Raw genomic sequence first — 24,585 nt, 5'->3', positions numbered from 1 at the left:
TTTCTTTTACCCTGCTCATTGTTGCCGAAAACTAAGCTTATCTATTAAGATAGGAAGAGTGCTTACGAACGCGGCTAGACGATCAGCAAATTTAAACGAAGGATGGATATAACGAATGGCTACATGGAAAAACGAAATCGAATCCCGAAAGACGTTTGCCATTATTTCGCACCCGGACGCCGGGAAAACAACCTTAACGGAAAAACTCCTGTACTTTGGGGGCGCCATCCGCGAAGCAGGAAGCGTTAAAGGAAAGAAAAACCAGCGTCATGCGACTAGTGACTGGATGGAAATCGAAAAGCAGCGCGGCATCTCCGTTACAAGCTCTGTGATGGAATTTAACTACGAAGGCCACCGTATCAACATCCTCGACACCCCCGGCCACGAAGATTTTAGCGAGGATACGTACCGTACGCTGACTGCTGCCGATTCGGCGACCATGCTTATTGATGCAGCGAAAGGCGTCGAGGCGCAGACGAAAAAACTGTTTAAAGTCTGCAGCATGAGAGGTATTCCGATTTTCACATTTATCAATAAGCTCGACCGTCAGGGACGGGACCCATTCGAGCTGATGGAAGAGATGGAAGACATTCTCGGCATCCGCTCCTACCCTGTGAACTGGCCGATCGGCATGGGCCAGGACTTTCACGGCATCTACGATCGCCACGCCAAAAAAGTGGAATGGTTCAATCCAGACTCGCCTTCCCAGACGGAAGTTGTTTACGTGAACGGTACTGACGATCCTATATTAAAAGAGCGCATTGATCCGCAGCTGTTGTCTGCTTTTCAGGAGGAAATCGAGCTTCTCGATGTGGCCGGGGATGAGTATGACGAAGAGCGGATCAAAAGCGGCGAACTGACTCCTGTTTTCTTCGGAAGTGCCGTTTCGAACTTCGGTGTGCAGAATTTCCTCGAGTATTTCATGGAATGGACGCCAGCTCCCGTAGGAAGGGAAAGCGATCAGGGGTTCGTTTCCCCTATTAGTGACAATTTTTCCGGCTTTATTTTTAAAATCCAGGCAAATATGAATCCGAAACACCGCGACCGGATCGCATTTATGAGAATCACATCCGGTAAGTATTCCCCGGGCATGCAGGTGAATCACGTCCGCATAGGCAAAAACATGAAGCTGCACCAGCCGACCCAGTTTCTCGCCAAGGACCGCAGCATTGTCCAGGAGGCCTATGCCGGTGATATTATCGGCCTGTATGATCCGGGTACCTTCCGGATTGGCGACACACTTGCAGAAGCAGGCACATTTTCTTTTGAAGAGATGCCTCACTTTTCACCAGAACATTTTGCTTCCATTTCTGTGAAAGACGCGATGAAGCATAAATCATTTGAAAAAGGCCTCCAGCAGTTAACCGAGGAAGGTGCCATTCAGCTGTTCAAAACGTATCAGCGGGTGCCGGAGCAGCAGATTGTCGGCGTTGTCGGCGTGCTTCAGTTCGAAGTACTCGAGCACCGGCTGAATAATGAGTATAACGCCCATATTAAAATGGAAAATCTTCCTTTGTCGGTCGCCAGGTGGGTGGACGGACCTGCCGAGGCACTTAATACCTTTACCAGGAAACAAAAAAATCTCGCTCTCGACCGAAACGATCGCCTGGTTGCCTTGTTTGAAAATGAATTTCAGTTAAACATGGCTAAAGACAAATATCCTGATATTTCATTCCATGAAAATTCCTATTTTGTTTCCAGCCAAACAACGTAAGAATGAAAAAGCGGATTGCCTTTTTAACTGGCAGTCCGCTTTTGTTATCCAATTCATTTTTAATTTCATCATGCACGTGCCTGCAATAGGAACGTACGCTTTCCTCTGGCGCGGCTGACCGGGCATCTACGCTTTTCTTTTTGGCCAGCTTCGATGCCCAACCGCTCGGGATCACTTTCCGTCCGATTCCGAGCAGCAGGCTGCTCTGCACGGCCGGGAAGTGCCTGTCGCGGCTGAACGGGCATCTACGCTTTTCTCTGTCCAGCTTCAGAAGCCAGTGGCGGCAGGTCTCTTCAGCTCTTCTTTCCAAGTGAAAGTACCACTTGGCAAAAGAGCTTCCAGATCCCGCGCCACTCCCCGGCTTTTTACGCTTTTCTTCCTGGCCAGCTTCGTCCCGCAGTCGCTTATTCCGTTGGCTGCCCTGGCTTCCTTGGCTCTGGCCAAGTCCAGCCAGGGAACAGGCCAGCCGGATAAGTCTCCTGAAACGCGGGACTACGCTTTTCTTGATGGCTGTAGTTCTTTGATGAATTTTTTATCGATCCGGTGCTTGATTTTAAAAGGTGCTTTGCCCAGGCGGGTTTTATCACCGTAAATCATCAGTCCCTGCTTGCGTCCAAGGTTCAGAATAGCCATATAATTTTTCTGTGGTGAATACTTCGTCAGCTTTTTTCCTTTTAGGGAACGCTTAATGTTTTCGAGAAGCACAGGGGCTTCTTTGACAGCTGATATTCCGTTTTTCGGGATATCTTCATGGCCGGCAATTGTGACACAGTCTCCAACCCCGAATATTTGCGGGTATGCTACCGACTGCAGATGTTCGTTGACGAGCAGATAGCCTTCGCTGTCCACCGGAAGACGGGATGCTTCAAACCAGGCAGGTGCTTTTGGACCGGTCATCCATAATAAATCTTCATATGGAAAGGACAGGGAATCGGTTTCCACCGTGCGGTCTGTCACCTGGTGCACTTCTTCGTTCTCGAAGTACTCAATCCCTCTTTTATCAAGAAGATCGTACACCTGCTGGCGCGTTTCATCTGTATCTTCAGGGAGCAGCTTACTGCCCGAAATGATTTTTACCGGGGACTGGAACTTGTTTTTGTTTCTCCATGCCTGCGTGGTAAACGCCATTTCGACCCCTGCATAGCCGCCTCCGACAATAACCGGATGATGGCTTGTACGAACGCTTTCCACTGCTTCCGAGAAGTTTTCATTTGCCTTTAAAACCTCCGCATGCTTTTTCACATGTGGAATCTCAAGCCCCTTCGGCTGTGCTCCAATGTCTACAGAAAGATAATCAAAATGCATTACCTTACCTGCATTGGTCAAAACGATATTCTGCTCGGGATCTATGGAAGTAACCTTGGCCGAAACAAACGTGCCGCCATTTTCATTACAGAATGAGCGGAGCGGAACACGAATGTCCTCAATGGCGTAACGTCCCTCCATGTAGCCTGAATACATGCCGGAGTAGTACTGGTACTGTCCAGGGGAAATAAGAATCCACTCTACATTTTTTTTCTTTTTTTTCCATTCTTTTATTACAGAAAGGTGGGTATGGCCTGCTCCTACGAATATTACTCGTTTAGTCACTATATTTCCTCCTTGTTTCTTCAATTACCGAAACCATGCTACATACTTTTTAAGTACCTTGTTAACCGGGCTGTTAAACAAAGCTTCCCGCCAGTATTCATCGGCTGCTTTTTTCACAATATCTCCGTGAGCTGGATACGGATACACGATACTTGAAAAGGACCGCAGCTTCTTCTTCCATGTTTTTGCAGCAGTAACCTGCTGCATCCAGTCAGCGGCATGGCGCCCGACCGCATGCGCCCCGATAATGTTCCCTTTTTGGTCCGTTATGATTTTCACTAAAGGCGCCGGGTCTCCTTCAGCCAGAAAGCGGTCCACCTGTTTTCCTTCAATGCGGTAAATACGGGCGTCCACGCCTTCAAGACGCTTTGCTTCTTCTTCGGTAACGCCAAGATGAAAAATTTCCGGCTCCGTATAATACGCCCAGGGAAGCGCATTATAATTAATTTTCCGGCGCAGTCCGAAAACAGCATTTGAAACGACGGTTTGGCCTTCCATGCCAGCAGCATGCGTAAACATATAGCCGCCGCTTGCGTCGCCAACCGCATAGATGTGAGGGACAGACGTCTGCAATGTGCTTGAGACATCGATACTCCTATCTTTCCTTACCCTCACACCTGCTTTTTCTAATCCTATGTTGTTCGTGTTTGGGACACGTCCCGCTGCAAGCAAAAGAGCATCCGCTTCTATTCTCCGTTCGGTTTCTCCTTCTGTGACTGCGTAAATGCGCCCGTTGTCCTCTTCGAGCCTTACCACCCGGCTGTTAGGAATAAAATGGATTTCCTTCTCTAATTCTTTCTGCGCCCGCTCGGCAATTTCCTTTTCTTCTTTTGAAAAAATACGATCGCCCGAGTCTACCGTCGTCACAGAAGAACCGATGCGCGCAAGCGTCTGGGCAAGCTCCATGCCTACCGGTCCTCCACCGACACATACTAATTTTTTCGGAAGCTTCTCTGCTTCGAAAATCGTTTCGTTTGTGTAGTAAGGCAGAAGCTCCAGATTTTCAATAGGAGGAACGTTCGGACTTGAACCGGTGGCAATAACGATTCTTTTTCCGCCGATAACGCTCCCGTCTTCAAGGTACAGGTGATGCGGGTCCATGAATTCCCCGCGCCGCATGTATACGTCAATCCCAAGCGCTTCGAACTCGCTTATGTCATCAAGCTCCTGCACATCGGCTACCGCGTTTCTCACTCTTTCTTTTACATGATCGAAATCAGCGTCCCCGCTCATTTTCAGGCCAAACTCTTCTGCCGCTCTTCGGGCGTTCTGTATTTCTCTTCCGACGGTTACAAAGGCTTTCGAAGGTATACATCCGGCGTGCAGGCACTCCCCGCCCAGGTTTTTTCGATCATCAACCAGAGCAGTCTTCATACCAAACTGTGCTGCTCCGGACGCCACGGTCAGTCCGCCGGATCCGCCTCCCAGTACAATTAAATCGTAGTCACTCTGTGGCATTCTCATCCTGCTCCTTTAATAATCGTTTTGCTTCCAACAGTCTCTGCAGAGCGGTAAATGTTTCGACAAGTAGAAATAAAGCAGTGGAATATAGTAAAAAAGATGGAAAAAGCATCATTATGGAAAATAAAATAAATCCCTCTGTTCGTTCGGCTAGCCCTGCCTGGTAGTAAAATGATTTGACCCCGCTGCGTTCCGACATATTTCCGACCGTGAGAAACACAGTAATTGAAAATAAAATTGAGACGCTTAATAGAAGCAGCAGCCACATTAAATCCGGATACCGAAAGGCAAGGCCGAGCAGCACGCTCGCTTCCACGAGACGGTCGAACGTAATATCAAGCACTGTCCCAAATGCAGAGGGCCTGGTTTTTCTTGCCATCGCCCCATCTACAGTATCCAAAAACCCAGAAATCCACAAACAAATAAAAGCTGCCCATCCGACGTTAAAATAAATGAGTGGCCCCGTAAGAACGCCGATCCCGAAGGCGAGCACAGTTACCTGGTTGGCTGTCCAGTGCCGGCGCAGAAACCACTCAGCTGTTTTGTCTATAACCGGGTCTGCCCATTTTCGGGCGTGTGTATCAATCATTGCAGGTCCCCATTTATATTATTCATATCGTGTCCATACCCTTTTTTCGTAAATCGACAACCAAAACCAGTTTTATAAATGGTTTTAATGCTCTTTTTTCAAGCCGGAGTTACAAATGCCCTTCCGTGGAACGGTTCATTCACAGCAAGCGTAACGGCCTGCCTCCCCCCGGCTTCGTAAAACGTCTGGATCCAAAGGCCATACTGTTTCTTTACAGGTCCCGGTTCAACTTCAAAGGAATTGTTTCCGGCTTCCTTTGTAATCCGTAAGGATTCAGCCGGCACAAAGCCTCTACCCGAAAACCACCAGCCATCTGCCAGCAGCGAAGCGGTCTCCCGGCGTGCAGGCTCACGCATCAGTTGTTCTCTGTTCCCTGTTTCTATCACTTCGCCCCCATCCATTACACTAACGTTCTCCCCCATATCGAAGGCTTCTTCCCGGTCATGGGTTACAAACATGGAGGTGATGTTTTCTTCTTCAAGTATTTTTTTCACCCAGCGGCGCATTGTTTTGCGCAAATAACTGTCCAAGCTTGAGAACGGTTCATCAAGCAGCAGCACCTTCGGCTTCACCGCCAATGCCCGTGCAAGAGCCACCCGTTGCTGCTGGCCACCGGAGCATTGGTACGGATACAGCCCTTCGAGCTCTGCTATTTCCATTTTTTTGAGCAGTTCCCTCCCGGCTTTCACACGCTCTTTTTTAGGTATTCGTTTCATTTTCAGCCCGTATGTAACGTTTTGCAGAATCGTTAAATGAGGAAACAGCAGCGGCTGCTGAAACATTAAGACGATGGGACGCTTTTCCGCCGGCATCTCATTGACTTTTGTGCCTTCAATGGTCACCACTCCACCCGAAAACGTATCAATGCCGGCAATGCAGCGTAAAAGCGTCGATTTCCCCGTGCCGGATTTACCGACCAGGCTTCTGTTTTCTCCTTCTTCGAGCTCGATATTGATATTTCGGAGCACCTGCTTTTCCTGATAAACCTTGCTCCCGTTCTGAACGGATACATATGCCATATTTCCATACCCCTACCACGATTTTAAAATTTTTGTACTAAGCCTGAGCGCTCCGTCAGCAATCAGAGCTGCGGCTGCCGGAAGAGCGGCTGTCATTAAGGAAAAGGCGCTGACGGCTGACGGGGCCGCACTGTCTGTATACGGATAATACAATACTGCCATTGTCGTAACGGTCCCCCCCCCAATAATAACAGTCAGGGCAAACTGGCTGACTGAAATAACCACTGCAAAAAAGACAGCTGCACGCATAGAGGCAGTCATCTGAGGGAGCTCAATCAGCAAAAACCTGGACCAAGCCGTGCCTCCAAGGCTCCGCGATTGTTCATACTGGCTTCTCCCCATCCGTTCATAGCCGGCACGGATAATGCGAATGGTGTAAGGGAGCGTCGGAAGCAGATGAAAAAAAGCGACCCCGTACCACGTGTTTGCAGTACCGCTTTGCAGAGCAAAGATATGCAGGCCGACAGCAAGTGCAGTAATTGGTAAAAGGACGGGAATTAAAAGCATGGCATCGACCAGTTCCTTCCCCCTGAATTCCCGGACAACAAGAGCTTTAGCTGCCGGCACTCCAATGACCAGGTTTAAAGCTGCCACACATAGGGCGATGAGAATGGTTTGCCGCCAGGCCCCTGCAAGCAGAGGATCCCCAAAGGGCACACCCCATCCGTCGAGCGTCCAGGACACCGGCCAGAGCTCGCCAAATGGCCAATCGGCAGCGAAGCTTTGGAGGACAAGCGCAAGCAAAGGAGCTGCAAAGCAAAACGCAAAAATCCCCGCGGTTATTTTTCTTTTTCCTTTCATGCTACTCCCTCCTCCATATCCGTATCCGCAGACGGCGGGTATACCACATTAGAAGGGCACTAAGAGCGATGAATATGATTCCAATGCAGGCAGATACCGCGTAGGCGTAAGGTCTTTCCTCCCAGTTTCCTCCGCTGTACCATTCGAAAATAGTGACTCCGATCATTTCCGGGCGGGTGGCTCCAACTAATCCAGGTACTTCAAAGGCACCGAATACAAATGCAAACAGGATTACTCCTGTCTCCAGGGTGACCGCTTTTAAATAGGGCCACTCTGCGTCTTTAAATTTACGGAACGCGCCGCCGCCAAGCGTCGCTACAGCCTGTCTCGCCGTATTGTTCATTTCAAGATATACCGGGGCTGTCATCAGTATGACAAAGGGAATCTCTTTCCATACGTAGGATAAAATGATCCCAATTCCACCTCTGTCATTCGTCAGTATTGGAAATTCTGTTCGTTGATCGATCAGGCCCAGCTGCTGCGTAAGCGACGCTGCCCACCCGCTTTGCGAAAAAAACCAGATAACCAGATAAGCACCGACAAAGTGAGGTACAGCCATCGGCACCCAGAACAGTGCACCTGCGCCCGTACTGCGCTTTTTTCCGAACAGTAATTTGGACGCCGCAACGCCAATTCCCAGTGAAAGCACAGCGGAAACAGCGGTCACTCCAAGGCTGAAGCCAAGGCTTTCCCAGAATGAAGGCAGAGAAACTATTTCACGGAGAATGCCTGCGGGACTATTCTCTTTACCTAAACGCATCCAGAGTACTGTAACCGCGTAGATAGAAAGTCCCGCTGTAATAAGAAGCGCTGGCAAAAGCATAATGAGTGTGCTTTTATCTTTGAACAATTTCATCTTCCCAACGGTCTTCGGCCCACTCCACGTAGCCTGCATCCATTTCTGGCTGATAGGCTTCATTTAACACTTCAGCATCAAGCACAGAACTGCCGCGGTCCTGTTCAACGAATTTTTGGCGCATGTCCTCGGAGAGCGTATCAAGATCAAGCACGGTGCTGTCCCCCCACATCGATGGTGCCTGCTTCTGCAGCTGCGCTTCCGGGGAAACTAAATAATTGATTGCTGCCATTGCCCCGGGCACATTGGTACTGTTAAATGGAATAGATAGATAATGGGTGTTGCCGATCGAATTGTTTTCAAATACGAAAGTGTCCGTTGTTTCCGGGAAAGTGCCATTCTGGACCAGGCTCTCTGCTCTCGCTTCGTTGTAACCCATAGTCATAGACACTTCGCCGTCCCGGTAAAGACGGTCCAGCTGACTGAGCGAGGAGGGATACGTTTCTCCGTTTCTCCACAAATTCGGCTCCATTTCTTTAAGCGTTTCCCACATACTGCTGCTTTGTTCATTAATCCATTCTTCGTCATATCCCCGTTCAACGACTTCTTCAGCGTCGACATTATTATATATAAAATGACGCAGAAATGCGTTTCCCGTAAAGTCTGTCGCTTCCGGATACGTGAATTCACCCGGATTATCCTCCACCCAGGCGGCCAGCTCTTCAATACTGTTTGGCGGAGCATCGACTTTTTCAGTGTCATACATAAACGTAAACTGCACCGATCCCCATGGTACTTCCATTCCTTCAACCGGGGTCCCAAAATCATATGCGTTTGTATCGGCATCCATATCAATATGATCGTTTACATTCGGTAGAGCATCTGCAAAAGAACCGTATAAAAGATCATTTTCTTTTGCGTTACGGAAATTCTCTCCATTCAGCCAGATAATATCCATCGTTCCCTCCTCTGTTCCGGCTTCTTTTTCAGAATAAAGATTTTGCAGCGCGTCTTCGGTTTCAATTGGGTTCCGGTTCAGTGTAATGTCATACTGCTCCTTTAAACGCGGAGCCACCCATTCGTCTATGTATTCGTTAGTCCCCTGATCCCCGCCCCACATATGTAATTCCACAGTGGTTCCAGCGGCTTCTTCTTCAATATCCCCCCAGTTCTCTTCCTCCCAGGACGTCCTGCTCTTCTCCGTGTCCCCTGCGCACCCTGAAATTATCAGCACTGCTCCTACAGCTGCAATCACTTTCCAATTCATCCGCTTCACGTTCTCCCCTCCTGTACATCTATACCCTGTCCCTTTTCCCGTTTACCAATATCTCATACATACCATTTTTAGCGCCCGCACACAAAAAGACTGCCCTCTGCGGAGCAGCCTGCCCAATAATCAATATTACGCTTCTTCGCGGCGGCGGACTCCTCAAAAGATAAACGTGTCCCGGAAGATAGTGCTCCATCTGAGGCCGCCGGTCGGAGTGGCCACAGACGCCATCATTTCCTCTAACATTCCCATATCGTCGTGGCCTTCGCGAGTGTGCAAAAGCAATTCCCGATGCTGCCGGAGTAATGATTGCGGCAGATGATGGCAAAGCTATGGCGGCGAGCTTCCAGTTGATGACATAAATGATTCTCCCTCATATTTAATTTCATTCAGCTAACGAAACAAATATACGATTGGATCATAATTTATGAATGTTTTGTGAATCATTATTTTTTAAGCTTAACCCCCTGCCATGAGCGCTTCTGACCATACAAAAAAGACCGGAAAAATTTTCCGGTCTTTTCGCAATCCTTTAGGATAGTGGAGCTTCGAGCACCACTTCTCCCTGCGGAGCTTCATTGTTTGGCTGGGGTTCTTTTGTGATCGCTACAGCGTCCCAGTCTTCATTGACAGCATCTGAAGGCACAACTACGGAGCCGATACCACTTTCATTTGTAGTAAAGGATCCAGCAGGGACCGTCTGATCGCCTCCAACCATCCACACCTGATATACTTCACTATTCTCCAAATTTTCAAGCCCTTCTACGTGGACAGCCATTTCGCCCTGCTGCTCTGTATTAAGAAGCGTGACCGTTCCACTTCCCTGGGAATTTTCTGTTGCTGCAAATTCCCGGGAAGCAATCACTTCTCCCGTTTCCTGAGAAGAATTTTCAAGCTCTGACAGCGCGGTCTGCATTTCTCCGAGGTCCGAGGCCAGTTCTTCCCGTTCTTCTGAAGCCTGCTGCCACTGCGTGCCAAGATAGACGTTGGTTCCTATGGAAGCCAGCAGAACAGCAGCAAGTGCTCCGGCTACGGCACTCCATTTTCTTTTTGGTTTTGCCACCGTCACCTTCTCTTCCGGCTCCTTGCCAATAACATGCTCCATTACCCGGTTTTTCATGCCGGCCGGCGGGTCCTGAGGCTCGATATGCTGCGGAAATTCCCCCATGATAGCCTGCATTTCTTCAAGCTCCTGCTTCGCTTCATCATCCGTTTCGAGCCAGGCTTCAAATTCCTGTTCTTCTTCCTTGGTTAAAAGACCATTTATATAATCAAACAACCAGTCCTGTTTGTTATTCACCATAATCAACCCTCCGTTCCCTGGAGAGGTGTTCTTTTAATTTCTTTAAGGCAAGCCTGATCCGGCCCTTTACAGTTCCAAGCGGTATATCACAGGATTCTGCAATTTTACGCTGGGACAGCCCTTGAAAATAAAACAGGCGGACAATCTTTTGTTGTTCCTCTGAAAGAAGTGCTATTGCCCGTTCAAGCTCTTCATTATTTTCTTTCAGTTCCACCTGCTCCTCCACCCCTGTCGTTTCTTCTTTCGAATCCCTCGGATCCCATTCCACTTCGGGCTTTCTTCTGCGGAGGGCATCAATCGAGGCGTTGCGTGTAATTGTAAGCAGCCAGGACGAAAGAGAGCCTTTATCTTTCTGATAGACGGCACTTCCCTTGCCCTGCCATATTTTCATAAAAACATCCTGCATGATCTCTTCGGCTATTTGCTGGTCTTTAGTCATCCTGTAGGCAAATGAATAAAGCAGCCGCTCATAACGGTCATACAGAAGTTCAAGCGCTTCTCTGTCGCGCTCGCGTATGCGCTCATACAGATCGTTATCCGATAACTTCGACATAGGCCTTCTCCTTTTTTCAAAATGCTCGGGAAAAGCAGTATGTAATAAGCTTACGCAGCATACCCCCGTATTGGATCTCTTTTCCCCAGAAAAAATATGTGTAATTCTATGGTGTGTTCATCTCCTTTATCTATCGTAAGCGTTTTAACCAATTCTGCCAATAAAAAAATCCCGCCAGGAAGGCGGGGTTAAACCATGTAGGTAAATACATAATGCAGGAAAAAGAGAAACGAAATAGCGTACATTACCGGAGAAACAGCTTTTGGACTTCCAAGCGCCATCTTCAGCAGCGGATAGGCTATAAAGCCAAAGGCAATGCCGTCGGCAATCGAATACGTGAGCGGAATAATTCCTATGACCAAATAGGCCGGGAACCATTCCGAGGCATCGTCAAAGGAAATATGGCGGATCTCCTGTACCATCATCCCCCCTACAATAATCAGGACCGGGGCGATCGCGCTTTCAGGAATAAAGCCTAAAAGCGGTGTGAACAGAAGTGCCACTAAAAACAGCAGGCCAGTCACAACCGCCGTTAATCCTGTTTTTCCTCCTTCTGCCACACCTGCAGCACTTTCCGCTGCCGGTATGGTCGGTGAGGTCCCGAGAAACCCGCTGCCAAATGCCGTAACCGCTGCTGCCTGATAGGAACGCCCAAATTTTTCTTTTCGTTCGAGCAGTCCGTGCAAAAGCCCCATGCTTTCAAATACAACGATCATCGTCAATGAAAAAACTGCCGTCCAAAACGCAATAGACGACCAGGCAGAAAAATCAGCCGCCGTAAATACCGTGGTATAGGCACCAGTTGCTGTTACTGTCTCCCCAGCGCCACCGCTGCTGATGCCAAACAGCCCCGCGACCAGAGAAATAACAGCAATTCCGATCAAAAAAGCACCTTTTACTTTACGGACGACAAGCATCAGCATAATTACCAGTCCGGCAATTGTCAGCATGGCAGCCGGGTCTGCCAGATTGCCAAGAGCCACGAATGTTTCTTCGTCTCCCTGGACGAGCCCGCCCTTTTGCAGACCGATGAAGGTTAAAAACACGCCAATACCGACTGTGATGCCCTGTTTAAGTGACAGCGGCACCGCCTGCGCCAGCCTGCCGGCAATCGGCGTCAGAGCCGTAATTAAAAACAGCACGCCCGAAAGGAGCACAATTGCAAGCCCCTGCTGCCACGTCCAGCCCATGCCGATCACGAGCGTGTACGCAAAAAAAGCATTCACGCCCATGCCGGGGGTTAAAATAATCGGGGCATTGCCCCACAGCCCAATAAGCAGGCACCCGACGGCCGTCACGAGTGCCGTAGCCAGAAGGGCAAATTCATAAGGCATTCCAGTATCCGATAAAATAGCCGGGTTGACGATTAATATATAGGCAATAGTAAAGAAGGAGGTAACTCCGGCCGTCCATTCTTTTTTTACGGTCGTCTGATGGTCCTCCAGCTGAAATAGTTTTTTTAGCATCTTTCATTCTCCTTTAGCTTCCCGCATATGATTTTAACCATAAAAAAGTGCCCCTGCGTGAACAATCACACAGAGACACGTAGTCGGGAAAATCGGCTCCCGGTAGAAACATCGAACCCAGTTCGTTCGATTATACGAGTCGTTTTTGTTTGTCAAATTTTCTTCCAATTAGGAAGTATAGCTTGTTCTGTTCATTTCGTCAACTATTATTAACTTCCCCCCGTGATTTCGTGTTATTCTGAAATTATAATTTGGACGCCCCAGGCGTTACATAAGAGGTGACTAAAATGAATGTAGTAGCAATTGATATGGATGGCACTCTTTTGCATTCAAAAAAATATATCTCCAAGCAAAACGCCCGGGCGTTAAACCGCCTGCGCTCCGAAGGGCACAAGCTCGTCATTGCGACCGGCAGAGGCATTGAAGACGTCGAGCACCTGCTTGAAGATGCTGGGATTGAAGCAGATGGCATTGTCTCGTTAAACGGGGCTATCGTCAACCGCGGCCACGCTGTCGTATATGAAAACGTGATGGAAAAGGAAACAGCGCTCCGCGTCGTACAGTCACTTGAAGACTTTGGCGTTTATTTTCATGTTTACACGAATAAAGGCATGTTTTACATGCCAAAGGGCTGGCAGTATTTTATGGAAGACGCTCATGAGCTCGTAAAAGAAGAAGACGACTATGAGGACCGCATGGCAGAATTTAAACGCAAAGAAGAATACAATACCGGACGGTTCCATATGCATCAGCTCCGCTCACTCGAAGACATCGAGGGCGAGGATGTACACGTTTATAAATTTCTGATGCTCTCTCCGCTTGAGGATAAGCTTGCTGCCGTCCGAAGCGCGTGGAAAATCCGCCAGGACGTTTCCATTACGTCTTCAGGCAGGGACAACCTTGAGTTTATGCACCCCAATACCGAGAAAGGCGCGGGCCTCCATCACCTGCGCATTCAGGCGGGATGGGAAGAAGCCTTCACGTTTGCGATCGGTGACAACTTTAACGACGTATCCATGTTTCGCTATGCTGATACAGCCATCGCCATGGAAAATTCCGAACAGGAAGTAAAACTGCTTGCCGATGAACAAACGAGCCATAATGATGATCACGGAGTCGCTCAGGCTGTATATGACTACGTGCTTTCTTCTACGAGGCGAAAAGCAGAACCCCGCTAAAAACATTCAATAAAAAACCGTCTGCTGCGGCTTTTTTGCCGCAGCAGACGGTTTTATTTTACGACAAGCACCGGACAGTGTACGCGTTTCACAACTTTATGGCTGACACTGCCAAGTACCATGGTCTGCAGCTGGTTAAGTCCACGGCTCCCGATCACGAGACAGTCATAGGCTCCGTCGTTCGCAAAAGAAACAATCGTCGGTCCCGGCTCCCCGTGCTCGATATGAACCTCATAAGGAATCCCTGCTTCTTTCAGGTCATTCTCGAGATCTTCAAGCTGCTCCCGGCGCTTCATCCGAATAATTTCTTTGTTTCCGTAATGCAGCACGTCCGATTTGGATTGATCTTTATCAATAATATAAATAACGTCCAAATGGCCGTCCGGTACATTCTTTAATAGCTTTACCGCATGCCCTGAAGCACGGCGGGCGTGGTCGGACCCATCTGCTGCGAGCAATACTTTTTGGTACACAGACATCCCCCCATTAACAGTTCTGTATCCTTCACTTATTTCTTAGTGACCAGAAGACATTCCTTCCAGCTTGCGCATTAATTCCGAGCTTTCTTCGTTAATACCTGTAAAACGAACTTTAGTGCCTTCCTGTTTAAACTTCAGTCTGACTTTTTCAATCGCTTCGACCGCAGAGTCATCCCAGAGATGGGTTCGTGATAAATCAATTTCCACTCTATCGAAATTCTCTTTGTAATCAAAGCTCTTCACAAAGTCCGTTACTGAAGCGAAAAACAGCGGCCCGTCCACGTAATAGACACGCGTCATTTCATCTTTAATGGTTGTACTCACATGAACCTTTGAAATTTTAGCCGCAAAGAAAACAGCACTCAAAATAACTCCAGCAACCACGCCTATTGCAAGGTTGTGCGTGTAAACGACTGTAGCAACCACAACGACCATGACAATCGAGTCTGTTTTAGGTGCCTTCGCGAGCATAGGAAGCGAGCCCCAGTCGAATGTGCTGATCGATACCATAATCATGACGCCCGCAAGTGCTGCCATTGGAATCTGAACTACAAATCCCTGAAGCACGAGAATCAGAAACAGCAGGAATACACCGGCAACAAATGCAGAAAGCCGGCCTCTCCCTCCTGATTTTACGTTAATCACCGACTGGCCGATCATAGCGCAGGAGGCCATGCCACCGAAAAAACCAGTAACAACATTGGAAATTCCCTGGCCGCGCGCTTCCTGGTTCTTGTTGCTTTCTGAATCTGTCATATCGTCTACGATAGTGGCAGTCAGCAGCGATTCCAGCAAGCCAACGACAGACAATGACAGTGCGTATGGCAAAATGATCATCAATGTTTCAAGCGTCAAAGGTATATCCGGAAGAAGAAAGACAGGGAAAGAACTCGGAAGCGTCCCCATATCCCCTACTGTACTGGCATTAATACCTCCAAACACGGTTACCATACTGACGACAATGATGGCTACGAGCGTGGAAGGCACGGCCCCGGTAAGTTTAGGAAAGAGATAAATAATTGCAAGGGCCATACCTGCCAGAACAAACGGCCAAAAACTATTTCCCCGGAAATGCTCTATTTGGGCAAGGAAAATCAAAATAGCGAGAGCATTCACAAAACCTACCATCACTGACCTTGGAATGAATTTCATCCAGCGGGCCAGTCCACTGAAACCAATCAGGAGCTGAATGATCCCAGTTAATACGGTGGTCGCAAGCAGATACTGCAGGCCATGATCAGCAACAAGCGTGACCATCACAAGAGCCATAGCCCCCGTTGCTGCTGAGATCATCCCGGGTCTCCCGCCTACAATTGAAATCATTACCGCCATACTGAAAGAAGCATAAAGCCCAACCTGCGGGTCTACGCCGGCAATAATTGAAAAGGCGATTGCCTCCGGTATTAAAGCGAGCGCAACGACAATTCCTGCCAGTACATCTCCTTTAATGTTTCCGAGCCACTCCATTTTAAGTTGTGAAAAATTCAAACTTTTTTCTCCTTTCTTTTTTTGTACTCTTTATCAATAGTACACGCGGGCATTCCGGCCTGTTTCGCGCCTCACGTGCTTTCTTTTTCAGGCTCTCATCTGTATGAAAGCCAACGTCACGAACCATCAAAGTGTAGCATATCACCTCGAATTTTCAATAGATCGCATAAAAGTTTTTTATGTAAACGCTCTCTCGCAACAGGCTTTTTCCGCTGATTGAAAATAGGAAAACTCGGGAAAACCAAATAGCGAGATATTTGTTAGGAGGAGTAATTATGTACGGTACATTTGTTTTTGATGTTGATGGAACGCTGATTAATACAGAGGACGCCCTTATCAAATCACTTAGGCGCGCTGTAGAGGAAACCACGGGGGAAATTATTGAAAACGAAAACCTGCGGCCGCTTCTCGGTATTCCCGAGGTGGAAGTTTTAAACCGGCTGGGCCTGCAGGGTGACGAGCGACGCACGGTCCAGGATAAGTGGGCCGCTTACCTTGAAGAAAATCGTTTTTTGATTGATATTTTCCCCGGCATCCAGGAGCTGCTTGAGGGACTGAATATTCAAGGATACCAGGTTGGCATCGTTACTTCCAAAACACGGGAAGCCTTTGACCATGAAATGAAACCCTTCGGGCTGCAGCAGTTTGCTTCCTACATTATTAGCGCCGAAGACACTACCCATCACAAGCCTTCCCCGGAACCGCTCCGGGCATTTATGGAAAAAAGCGGGACAGAGGCTTCCAATACTATTTATATCGGCGACACCCAGCACGACAGCGATAGTGCCGAAAAAGCGGGCACTGCTTTTGGTTTAGCCGGCTGGGGCGCCGTACATCCGGAAAACACCTCGCCGACGCTGCGGTTCGAACGCCCTGAGGAAATTTTGGAATATGTTACAAACGCCCCGTCATCCTAAATGTAGAAAGGGCTGTCCGAACATTCGGACAGCCCGCTTTTTATGCCTTTCTTTCCCATTCACTGTAAAACTCCTCTAAATAACTGACCATAAACCGCTGGCGCTTCGTAGCGATGGAAAGGCCTGTGTCTGTATTCATCATCCCTTTAAGCCGCAGCAGCTTATCGAAAAAATGCTGAATGGCGCTGTTTCTCTCGTTTCGGTACTCCGGCCGAGGGTCATGCAGCGGCTGATGGGTGTGCCCGGTGTAGGCAAAGGCCCGGGCGATTCCGATAGCCCCGAGTGCATCGAGGCGGTCTGCATCCTGCACCACTCTTCCTTCAAGAGTTTCCGGCGCCCGTTCATGGTGATGCCGGAAGGAAATAGAAGAAACAATCTGCATAATGTGCTGCTTTAATTCTTCCCCGGCTTCATTCTCCTCAAGCCAGCGCATGATTTTTTCTTCTCCGTCTTCCCCTTCCTTGAGAAGTTTTTCATCCCCTATGTCATGAAGCCAGGCTGCCAGGATGCATATATCAGGGTCTGCCCCTTCTTTTTCAGCGATGTCCCCCGCAAGCGCCGCCACCCGCTCAGTATGCCAATAATCATGTGCAGGGTCTGTATGGGCAAAAAACGCCCACGCTTCCTGTTTCGCTTCATAAATCAGCTGCCTGATATCCATAAGAACCTCTCCTTCCGACGATCTCTTTCTTTACATTATACCTGCTGCGACCGTTGTTGTATGTACTTTTATTCCCTTTTTCAAGTAGTAATATGCTAAAATACGGACAAGGAAAAACGTACGGAAGATAGTATTTCCAGCGTTGCAAGGAGGATGAAGATTGGCTTTATTTGCCCCGGACGCTATACGCCAGATGACCGATGAAACTACATATTTAGAAGGCAAACGCCTGTATGATTTATATAAAATTGCCCACATGGCAGAAGAAACCTTGATGCATACTCGCCATATAGAAGCAGTCGTAAAGGATACTCCTTTTCCAGAGGACGTTTTTGTTGCTGTGGACGCCAGCTATACCATTCAGGAAATGTACTGTTCCTGCGACCGGTTTTATCATTCCTCTTCTGCCCCTTGCCGCCATCTTATTGCCCTGCTGCTTGAGACCCCTGCTTCCACAGGGGCTCCGGCTTCACCCATTCCCGCTGTGCCAGACGGAAACGATACCGTGAAAGACCAGTTTTTAGAATACTTTTCGCCTTTTCAGTCACGCGTCGAAGACGTTGGGACTCAGATTCACGCTGACTTTCTGGTTTCTTTTCCTATTGATAACCGGAGGCCCGAGGTTTTGTTTCCTGTTGTCCAAGTAAAAATCGGGGAGAATCAGCGCTACGTAGTAAAAAACATCCACCAATTTATCGAAGCGATGAAAAATGACGCTCCTTACCGTCTTGCTCCTTCTTTGACCTTCGATCCCATGTACCACTACTTTTCAGAAGAAAATCTTCATATTCTTCATCTGCTAGCTTCTATACTTCGTCAGGAAGAATGGGGGTCTTCTTATCAGGAGCAATGGACAGCCAGAAGCGGATCGAAAAAAGAGATGGCGGTCCCCCCTTATGCGGTCGAAACGCTTTTCAGCCTGCTTAACGACTGCCCGAACGCTTATATTACCGATGCATACGGAGAAAGGCCATGGACTGTAACCGAAAACTGGCCGTATTCATTTTATTTGAACTGTGAAAAGAATTCAGATGTATTGATTTTCTCCACATCCCAAAACGAAATGCCTTTTTTTGTCAGCGACAGTAGTTTTTGCTTATGGGCCGGGAATTTGTATTCCCCCGAAAAAGAACTGGCGCGAACGGCGGCTGCCTCCCAGCGGATGCTTATACAGGCACCAGAGAAGCGCCTCGTTTTTTCGCAGCAGGAATTTCTTGACACCTTTTTACACTGGGGCGCTCCGTTAATGAACCATTGCTGCCTAAAAATAGACGGTGAGCTGCAGGACCGCCTGCATCTGGAGTCGCTGCAGACAATGTTATATCTTTCGAAGGGCCGAGGGGGCAAAATCGCCGGTGATTTAATCTACCGTTACGGGATGAAAGAATACAGCGCTTTTCGCCCAGGTACTGTTCCATCTTTCGAAGACCCGGACGTTGTACCAAGAGACCGGCAGCAGGAACATATACAGCTCCGCCGCCTGCAAAAAAAAGGCTTTATCCAGGAGAATGACCGGCTTGTGCTTTCGTCCCCTGAAAACATCATCGATTTTCTATCGAAGGATCTGGCTGCCTTGCGTCCGTATATGGATATTTTCATGAGTGAAGAAGTCGAACGTATGCTTATTCCCGGACAAAGCCTGTCGCTATTTTCCGATATTCATGCCGAGGAAGGATGGATGGAGCTGTCCCTCACTTCCTCCGTAACAGATGCTTTAGAAACGCCAGGAATCTGGAAGGCTCTCCAGGAGGGCCGGGAATTTTATAAAACAGAGGACGACCGGTTCCTTCCTCTCGATGATGACTTGCTGCAGCGCCTTGCCCGCGCCCTGCAGCAGATGCCAAAGCCGGACCAGACCGCAGTGAATGGATCGGTTCGCTACCCGGCCCACCAGGCGTTCAATTTGGACAAACATCTATCCGGTGCTGATCGCTGGCAGACTTCTCTTGATGTTGAGGATATGATTCAAAACATCCGGCGCGCTGCGGAAAACAATACAGCACTTGCGGAACCAGTGGACGTGGAACTTCGGGCATATCAGCACGAAGGCGTCCAGTGGATGAAGCAACTCGCTTCTTACCGATTTGGCGGTATTCTGGCAGATGATATGGGTCTTGGCAAAACGCTTCAGGCGCTTTGCTTTATCGCCACGGAGTGCATGGAGGCTCCCGGTGAAGCACCGTTCGTTATTATTGCTCCCTCCTCGCTTTTATATAATTGGAAAAGAGAAACGGAGCGCTTCTTTCCATCCTTAAAAGCCACTGTCGTTTCCGGCACCAAAAAAGAACGCGAGCAGCAGATTTATCAGCAGAGCGATATTTTCATTACATCTTATCCTTTGATTCGCCGGGACGTGGAATGGTACGGAAAAACGTTTTTCCGCGGCATCCTGCTTGATGAAGCCCAGGCAGTCAAGAATACCAGCTCAAAAACGGCGAAAGCCATCACGCAGCTCCGCGGAAAATACTGCTTTGCCCTGAGCGGCACACCGGTAGAAAACAGACTCGATGAACTGCGGGCCATTTTTAGCGTGGTTATGCCCGGACTGTTTCCGAGCAAAAAGCTGTTCTCTTCATGGAGTCCGGAAGAAGTAAGGGACAGAGCAGCGCCTTTTATTATGCGGCGCACGAAAAAAGAAGTGCTTCAGGAGCTTCCAGAAAAAGTAGAGACCACAACGTACTGCGATCTGTTAACCAACCAGGCGGATATGTACAAAAAAACACTGCAGAACGTGCAGCAGGAAGCCGGGACTCTGCTTGAAGAAGGTGCGGAAGCCAACCGGATGCACCTTTTATCGCTTTTGACACGTCTCCGGCAGATCTGCTGCCATCCTGCGCTCGTGCAGCCCGATTACCAAAGCTCCTCAGGCAAGCTTGAAGAACTCGTGCGAATTCTTCATGAAGGGACGGCCAATGGCCAGCGGGTGCTTGTTTTTTCGCAGTTCACTTCTATGCTCGCTCTTATAAGAGACCGGCTGGCAGAAGAAGACATTGATTATTATTATCTTGACGGCAGCACGCCTGGAGAGGAACGGGTACGCCTAGCTGAATCCTTCAACAAAGAAGAGGGCCCGGACGTCTTCTTAATTTCATTAAGAGCCGGCGGCACTGGTCTTAACCTTACGGGAGCAGATACTGTAGTATTGTATGATTTATGGTGGAACCCAGCGGTCGAAATGCAGGCCGCAGACCGCGCCCACCGGCTCGGCCAGACAAAAACAGTACAGGTGATCCGCCTCATTACCCATGAAACCATCGAAGAAAAAATTCAGCACATGCAGGAGCAAAAACGTCACCTGTATGATCAGGTCATCACCGACGAACAAGCTGGTCTGCACACCCTAAGTGCAGAAGACCTCCGCCTGCTTTTAACCGGAAAAGCGCAGGAAACCTGACCAACGGCGCGGGATCTGGAAGAAGCTTCCCCAAAGGGGCTTTTCCCCCTTGGGGGACTCTGAAGAGACTGCCGCCGTTGGTTTCCGGAGCTGGACAGCGAAAAGCGCAGGAAACCTGACCAACGGCACGGATTCTGTAAAAGGTTTGTCTGGACATATAAAAGAAGCGGACCGCCCAAATGGACGATCCGCTTCTTTATTTGTTTCTACTCGGCCGGAAGGTGCCCGGCTACCAATTCCACCAGTGGGTGGTGGACGGGAAGCTCCGCGTAATGGCTTAAAGCTTCCTTGTATCCTTTCCGGTCAATTGTGTTCTGCAGTTCAACAGCCTCTCCGTCTTCAGGTACGTTAAACTGAAGAGCCGCGGCGATCACAAACGCCAGTGCCTCCGGTCGTTCCCCAGCCTCCTGCAGCTCTACCGCAGGGCGAACCAAACGGTCCTTTGGCCCGAGTTTCCGGATAGGGCCACGACCGACGCGGGTTACCGGGTCGGAGAGGTATTCATTGGAAAACCGTCCTTTGATTTTTGCCTGGTATTCGTTCTGCTCTTTCTCTTTGAACCCGTGTTTAATTTGAAGCAGGCGCCCCGTCTCACGGATAGCCGATTCAAAAGCTCCCGAAACCTCAGGGTGGTCCATCGCTTCTTTCGTCGTTTCACACCCGTACAGGAAGCCTACGTATGCAAGCGCTGCGTGTCCGGTATTGACCGTAAACAATTTGCGCTCAATATACGGAGTCAGGTCTTCCACATACGTTACGGCCGGGATATCCGGAGTTTTCCCTTTAAGCGACGGTGCTTCCACTGCCCATTCCAAAAATGGCTCAACGACTACCTTCAGTCCCTGTCCCTCAGGCTGATTCGGCACAATACGGTCCACAGCGGCGTTGGCAAAGCCGGCAAAACGATCGACTTCCGTTTTCTCTTCCTCCGAAAGCTGTTCCCACACAAATTTTTTCAATTCTGCTGTGCCAGCCACCATGTTCTCGCAGGCAATGACATTCACTGGGGCGGGGCTTCCATCAGCAATTTTTTGTTTTAATGCTTTCGCTATCACAGGGGCTACGTGCTTCAATACAGACGGACCTACTGCCGTTGTGATCAAGTCAGCTTCTGCCAGCTTTTGTACAAGAGCCTCTTCCTCTCTTGCGCTGTGAAAAGCCTGGACCCCTGAGATAGTCTGGGCGGATGCCCCGTCTTCCGCGAGCTCCACCACATATTCACCTTTGTCCTTCAGCTGTTCGATCAGAGAGTCATTTACATCAGCAAAATACAGCTCATATCCTGCGTCAGAAAGCACCTGTCCGATAAACCCACGACCGATATTGCCAGCACCTATCTGTACCGCTATCATGAGAGTTCTACCTCTCCGATCACCTCAAGCAGCTCTTCTTTTGATGAAGCCTGGACCATTTTTTCGATGTTTTCCTCATCAGAGCATACAATGGCAATTTTCGATAAGATGTTTAGGTGTTCATCCCCTTTGCCGGCAATTCCAATCAGAATTCGCACTTCATTGCCGTCAAAATCCACTCCGTCCGGGACTTGAACTACGGACAGTCCGGAATGATCCACCCATTCACGCGAACCTTCTGTGCCGTGCGGAATAGCAACACCGTTTCCCATAAAGGTGGACGTTACTTTCTCACGCTCAAGCATACTATCAATATATTTCTGCTGCACGTAGCCATTGTCGACAAGAACGCCTCCTGCTTCACGAATGGCTTCCTCTTTTCCTGAAAGTGATACATTCATTTTCACGTTTTCCTGCTGCAGTACTGGTTTAGTCATATGATTTCTCTCCTTCACCTTAATTTATTTTCCGTTTCAACCATTCCCGAAAAACGTCATCGATATGCTTTTGAATATCATGTTCTGTCCCACTCCTGAGGACATGCAGCCGATCCGGATTCATCAGCATCTCTTCACTGATAGTACTCATAAGTTCAAACACTTCTTTTCGGCCCTGTTCCGGGGCGAGCATAACGAGAATGCGGTCGACCAGTGTTGACCTGCCATCCATAGCTGTCAGCTCCCGAGGCGTTTCGAGCTGCCACAGCGTCAGTGATGGCTCATTTGCCTGGCTGCTTCGTGTATGGAACAGCGCCACGTTAGTTTCCGGGATCGCAAATCCCTTCGCCTGCTTCTCCCAGATTTCTTCTGCGATGCTCCCGGCATGCTGAACGATATTTTCTTTTTTTATTTCATTCATGATCCAATGAACTGCCTGCTCCGCATTTTTGCCGCCGGCCACTTCTCGCATATAAAAACCATGGTACATCTGGACAGACAAATCTACACAAAATTGTATTTCGTATAAATTAAGCGATGTCTCATGTGCTTCCTTTTGTTTTACTGCTACTACAGCTCTGCTCTGCTGACGGTAGACGGAGTCCGCTGCCTGAAGGACTGCTCTTGTATCATCTTCATTTAAAAAAGGATGAACGACTAAATGAGGAAGCGACTGTGGCTCCAATGGAATCGTAGAGATAATTAAGTCATAGCCGGCCATGTTCATTTCCTCAAGGTCCAGCAGGCTCACATTCTCAAGGTCTCCAAGTACAGGTACCTCTTTTCGCAGCCGGCTTTCAAGCAGCTTTGAAGAGCCAATACCGCTTGAGCATACGACAAGCGCATGCAGAGGAGCGACAGCTTCTTCACGCTCCATTGCTGTTCCGAAATGAAGCACCAGAAAACCGACCTCGGCATCCGGAAGGTAGCTCTCCGTAAATACGATATCCGCTGCCTGACGAAGCATCGCAAACAAATCGGCATAATTCTCTTTAATAGATTCCATCAATGGATTATGAATTCTCATATTTTCGCTTAGCCGGTACAGCGCCGGCTCAAGATGAGCGACCAATCCTTCGTACAGGGAACGATTCTTCCTCAGCGACTCTCCAGTTCGTTTTTCCATCTCCTGAATCAACGCTTTTGCTTTTATCGCCACGGGCAGATGATCTACTTCCAGCTGGTTTTCCACCGGCGTCCGAAGCTTGGCTCCCCGCAGATGCATCGTAATGTAGCCGATTTCCGCCTCGGGAATAGACAGCTTGAGTACACGCTCAAGCTTCTGAATAATAGCTTCTGCAATAGCAAATTCTTTTGTTTCGCGCAGATTCTCCATATAGTCGGCATTGATATCAATGCTTTCTCCTACAGAGATGCGCTCAATCGCCAGGGTCAAATGAACAATCAGACCGATATACGCACTGTCGGCAAAATTCTGCGGAAGCTGGTCCTGCATGTTGGACAGCACCTGCTCGACCGTCGACCAGTGATTTTCTCCCACCATCCCGAGCAGGCGTTCCGCCACGCGGCCCTGTTCCGTCTGGACATTTCGTTCGTAGATGTGGTGCCTGATTGAGCTGAGCAGTTCTTTTTCTTCCACGTTTTCAGCAATCAAACTGCTCATTGCCCGGCGTTTGGCTGCTTCTGATCCCTGCACCTCTACTCCGTAGCCCCGGCGCCTTACAAGCGTGAGTGAAAATAGCTCAAGCCAGTCTTTGAGTTTATCCAAATCCTGGCTGATTGTTGCTATAGTTACTTTTAATTCTGCACCAAGCGCTGTCAATTTCACAGGCCCATCTGACTCCAAAACGAGACAGATCAGCAGGGTACGGCGTTCATCCGGCGTATATTCAATAACGGCAGGACGCTGGAGGCGGAGCCTGATTTCTTCAAGATCCTCCTCCGCCCCCTTAAGCCGCACACCGCTTCCCGTCCGTCTTTCGAGTTCAACCTGTTCGCCGGCAAGCCAGCCCCCCAGCTTATCAAGGTCCCGATGGATCGTCCGGGAGCTTACATTCATCTCTTCAGCTATTTCAGCCACTGGCTTCAGTTCCTGATGCTGCAGAAGATGCAGCAGCAATCCACGTTCCCGGCCGGTGAGATATTCCATCGGTTTC

21 protein-coding genes and 1 riboswitch are annotated in these 24,585 nt (G+C 48.9%); of the genes, 4 read left to right on the top strand and 17 right to left on the bottom strand.

All coding sequences use genetic code 11. From position 1 onward, the window contains the following. Nucleotides 1-115 precede the first annotated feature (115 nt). Nucleotides 116-1,714, top strand: coding sequence for a peptide chain release factor 3 (locus B5066_RS05875; RefSeq protein ID WP_079475010.1), 1,599 nt, complete (start codon nt 116-118; stop codon nt 1,712-1,714). Here B5066_RS05875 and B5066_RS05870 read toward each other — a convergent pair. The 11 genes from B5066_RS05870 to B5066_RS05820 form a co-directional block, all read right to left on the bottom strand. Continuing rightward, nucleotides 1,647-2,024 carry a hypothetical protein gene (locus B5066_RS05870; protein ID WP_079475009.1) on the bottom strand — a complete coding sequence of 126 codons (378 nt, stop codon included), beginning with the start codon at nt 2,022-2,024 and terminating at the stop codon, nt 1,647-1,649. The two genes, B5066_RS05875 and B5066_RS05870, sit on opposite strands and share 68 nt — an antisense overlap. A gap of 182 nt (nt 2,025-2,206) precedes the next feature. After that, the gene (locus B5066_RS05865; RefSeq protein WP_179124042.1) at nt 2,207-3,304 is read right to left on the bottom strand and encodes an NAD(P)/FAD-dependent oxidoreductase; all 1,098 of its coding nucleotides are present in this window, start codon (nt 3,302-3,304) and stop codon (nt 2,207-2,209) included. A gap of 24 nt (nt 3,305-3,328) precedes the next feature. After that, nucleotides 3,329-4,762 carry a dihydrolipoyl dehydrogenase family protein gene (locus tag B5066_RS05860; protein ID WP_179124041.1) on the bottom strand — a complete coding sequence of 478 codons (1,434 nt, stop codon included), beginning with the start codon at nt 4,760-4,762 and terminating at the stop codon, nt 3,329-3,331. Next, entirely contained in the window at nt 4,749-5,354 is a 606-nt protein-coding gene (locus B5066_RS05855; RefSeq protein ID WP_079475006.1) for a CDP-alcohol phosphatidyltransferase family protein, read from the bottom strand. Before B5066_RS05855 ends, B5066_RS05860 begins: the two co-directional genes overlap by 14 nt. 98 nt (nt 5,355-5,452) lie before the next feature. Further along, the gene (locus tag B5066_RS05850; RefSeq protein ID WP_079475005.1) at nt 5,453-6,373 is read right to left on the bottom strand and encodes an ABC transporter ATP-binding protein; all 921 of its coding nucleotides are present in this window, start codon (nt 6,371-6,373) and stop codon (nt 5,453-5,455) included. Between the two features lie 12 nt (nt 6,374-6,385). Further along, nucleotides 6,386-7,174 carry an ABC transporter permease gene (locus B5066_RS05845; protein ID WP_079475004.1) on the bottom strand — a complete coding sequence of 263 codons (789 nt, stop codon included), beginning with the start codon at nt 7,172-7,174 and terminating at the stop codon, nt 6,386-6,388. 1 nt (nt 7,175) lies between these two features. Beyond that, on the bottom strand, nt 7,176-8,024 hold the full coding sequence (locus B5066_RS05840; RefSeq protein ID WP_179124040.1) for an ABC transporter permease: 849 nt from the start codon (nt 8,022-8,024) through the stop codon (nt 7,176-7,178). Next, complete coding sequence (locus B5066_RS05835; protein ID WP_079475076.1) at nt 8,011-9,237, bottom strand: ABC transporter substrate-binding protein; 1,227 nt, start codon at nt 9,235-9,237, stop codon at nt 8,011-8,013. The genes B5066_RS05840 and B5066_RS05835 overlap by 14 nt, the downstream gene beginning before the upstream one ends. A 535-nt stretch (nt 9,238-9,772) precedes the next feature. Further along, entirely contained in the window at nt 9,773-10,543 is a 771-nt protein-coding gene (locus tag B5066_RS05830) for an anti-sigma factor (protein WP_079475002.1), read from the bottom strand. Continuing rightward, nucleotides 10,533-11,096, bottom strand: coding sequence for an RNA polymerase sigma factor (locus B5066_RS05825; protein WP_079475001.1), 564 nt, complete (start codon nt 11,094-11,096; stop codon nt 10,533-10,535). Before B5066_RS05825 ends, B5066_RS05830 begins: the two co-directional genes overlap by 11 nt. 188 nt (nt 11,097-11,284) lie before the next feature. Further along, the gene (locus tag B5066_RS05820) at nt 11,285-12,562 is read right to left on the bottom strand and encodes an NCS2 family permease (protein WP_079475000.1); all 1,278 of its coding nucleotides are present in this window, start codon (nt 12,560-12,562) and stop codon (nt 11,285-11,287) included. Nucleotides 12,563-12,622: 60 nt separating this feature from the next. Beyond that, a riboswitch (purine riboswitch) is annotated at nt 12,623-12,720 on the bottom strand. Between the two features lie 129 nt (nt 12,721-12,849). Here B5066_RS05820 and B5066_RS05815 point away from each other — a divergent pair. Then, nucleotides 12,850-13,740 carry a Cof-type HAD-IIB family hydrolase gene (locus B5066_RS05815; RefSeq protein WP_079474999.1) on the top strand — a complete coding sequence of 297 codons (891 nt, stop codon included), beginning with the start codon at nt 12,850-12,852 and terminating at the stop codon, nt 13,738-13,740. Nucleotides 13,741-13,793: 53 nt separating this feature from the next. On the opposite strand, the gene B5066_RS05810 is transcribed toward B5066_RS05815, so the two are convergent. Both B5066_RS05810 and B5066_RS05805 read right to left on the bottom strand, forming a co-directional pair. After that, nucleotides 13,794-14,219, bottom strand: coding sequence for a universal stress protein (locus B5066_RS05810; protein ID WP_342351581.1), 426 nt, complete (start codon nt 14,217-14,219; stop codon nt 13,794-13,796). Between the two features lie 36 nt (nt 14,220-14,255). Continuing rightward, a complete protein-coding gene (locus B5066_RS05805) occupies nt 14,256-15,707 on the bottom strand; it encodes a SulP family inorganic anion transporter (protein WP_244897353.1) in 1,452 nt (483 codons plus the stop codon). Nucleotides 15,708-15,982: 275 nt separating this feature from the next. Here B5066_RS05805 and B5066_RS05800 point away from each other — a divergent pair, with 275 nt between their 5' ends. Continuing rightward, the gene (locus tag B5066_RS05800) at nt 15,983-16,624 is read left to right on the top strand and encodes an HAD family hydrolase (RefSeq protein WP_079474997.1); all 642 of its coding nucleotides are present in this window, start codon (nt 15,983-15,985) and stop codon (nt 16,622-16,624) included. Between the two features lie 40 nt (nt 16,625-16,664). Here the strand turns inward: B5066_RS05800 and B5066_RS05795 are convergent, their stop codons facing one another. Further along, the gene (locus B5066_RS05795; protein WP_079474996.1) at nt 16,665-17,285 is read right to left on the bottom strand and encodes an HD domain-containing protein; all 621 of its coding nucleotides are present in this window, start codon (nt 17,283-17,285) and stop codon (nt 16,665-16,667) included. A gap of 160 nt (nt 17,286-17,445) precedes the next feature. Between B5066_RS05795 and B5066_RS05790 the strand changes: the two genes are divergently transcribed. Next, nucleotides 17,446-20,679 carry a DEAD/DEAH box helicase gene (locus B5066_RS05790; protein WP_079474995.1) on the top strand — a complete coding sequence of 1,078 codons (3,234 nt, stop codon included), beginning with the start codon at nt 17,446-17,448 and terminating at the stop codon, nt 20,677-20,679. Nucleotides 20,680-20,885: 206 nt separating this feature from the next. Here the strand turns inward: B5066_RS05790 and B5066_RS05785 are convergent, their stop codons facing one another. The 3 genes from B5066_RS05785 to B5066_RS05775 are packed head-to-tail and all read right to left on the bottom strand — an operon-like array spanning nt 20,886 to nt 24,578. Further along, nucleotides 20,886-22,031, bottom strand: a complete 1,146-nt coding sequence (locus B5066_RS05785) for a mannitol-1-phosphate 5-dehydrogenase (protein WP_079474994.1) — start codon at nt 22,029-22,031, stop codon at nt 20,886-20,888. Then, a complete protein-coding gene (locus tag B5066_RS05780; RefSeq protein WP_079474993.1) occupies nt 22,028-22,468 on the bottom strand; it encodes a PTS mannitol transporter subunit IIA in 441 nt (146 codons plus the stop codon). The genes B5066_RS05785 and B5066_RS05780 overlap by 4 nt, the downstream gene beginning before the upstream one ends. 19 nt (nt 22,469-22,487) lie before the next feature. Further along, nucleotides 22,488-24,578 (bottom strand): BglG family transcription antiterminator, encoded by a 2,091-nt coding sequence (locus B5066_RS05775; protein WP_079474992.1) that lies wholly within the window; start codon nt 24,576-24,578, stop codon nt 22,488-22,490. Between the last annotated feature and the right edge of the window lie 7 nt (nt 24,579-24,585).

The organism is Marinococcus halophilus, from assembly GCF_900166605.1.
Classification (GTDB): Bacteria; Bacillota; Bacilli; order Bacillales; family Marinococcaceae; genus Marinococcus; species Marinococcus halophilus.
The sequence above is the reverse complement of the archived record's forward strand: the minus strand, read 5'-3'. Positions and strand labels throughout refer to the sequence as shown.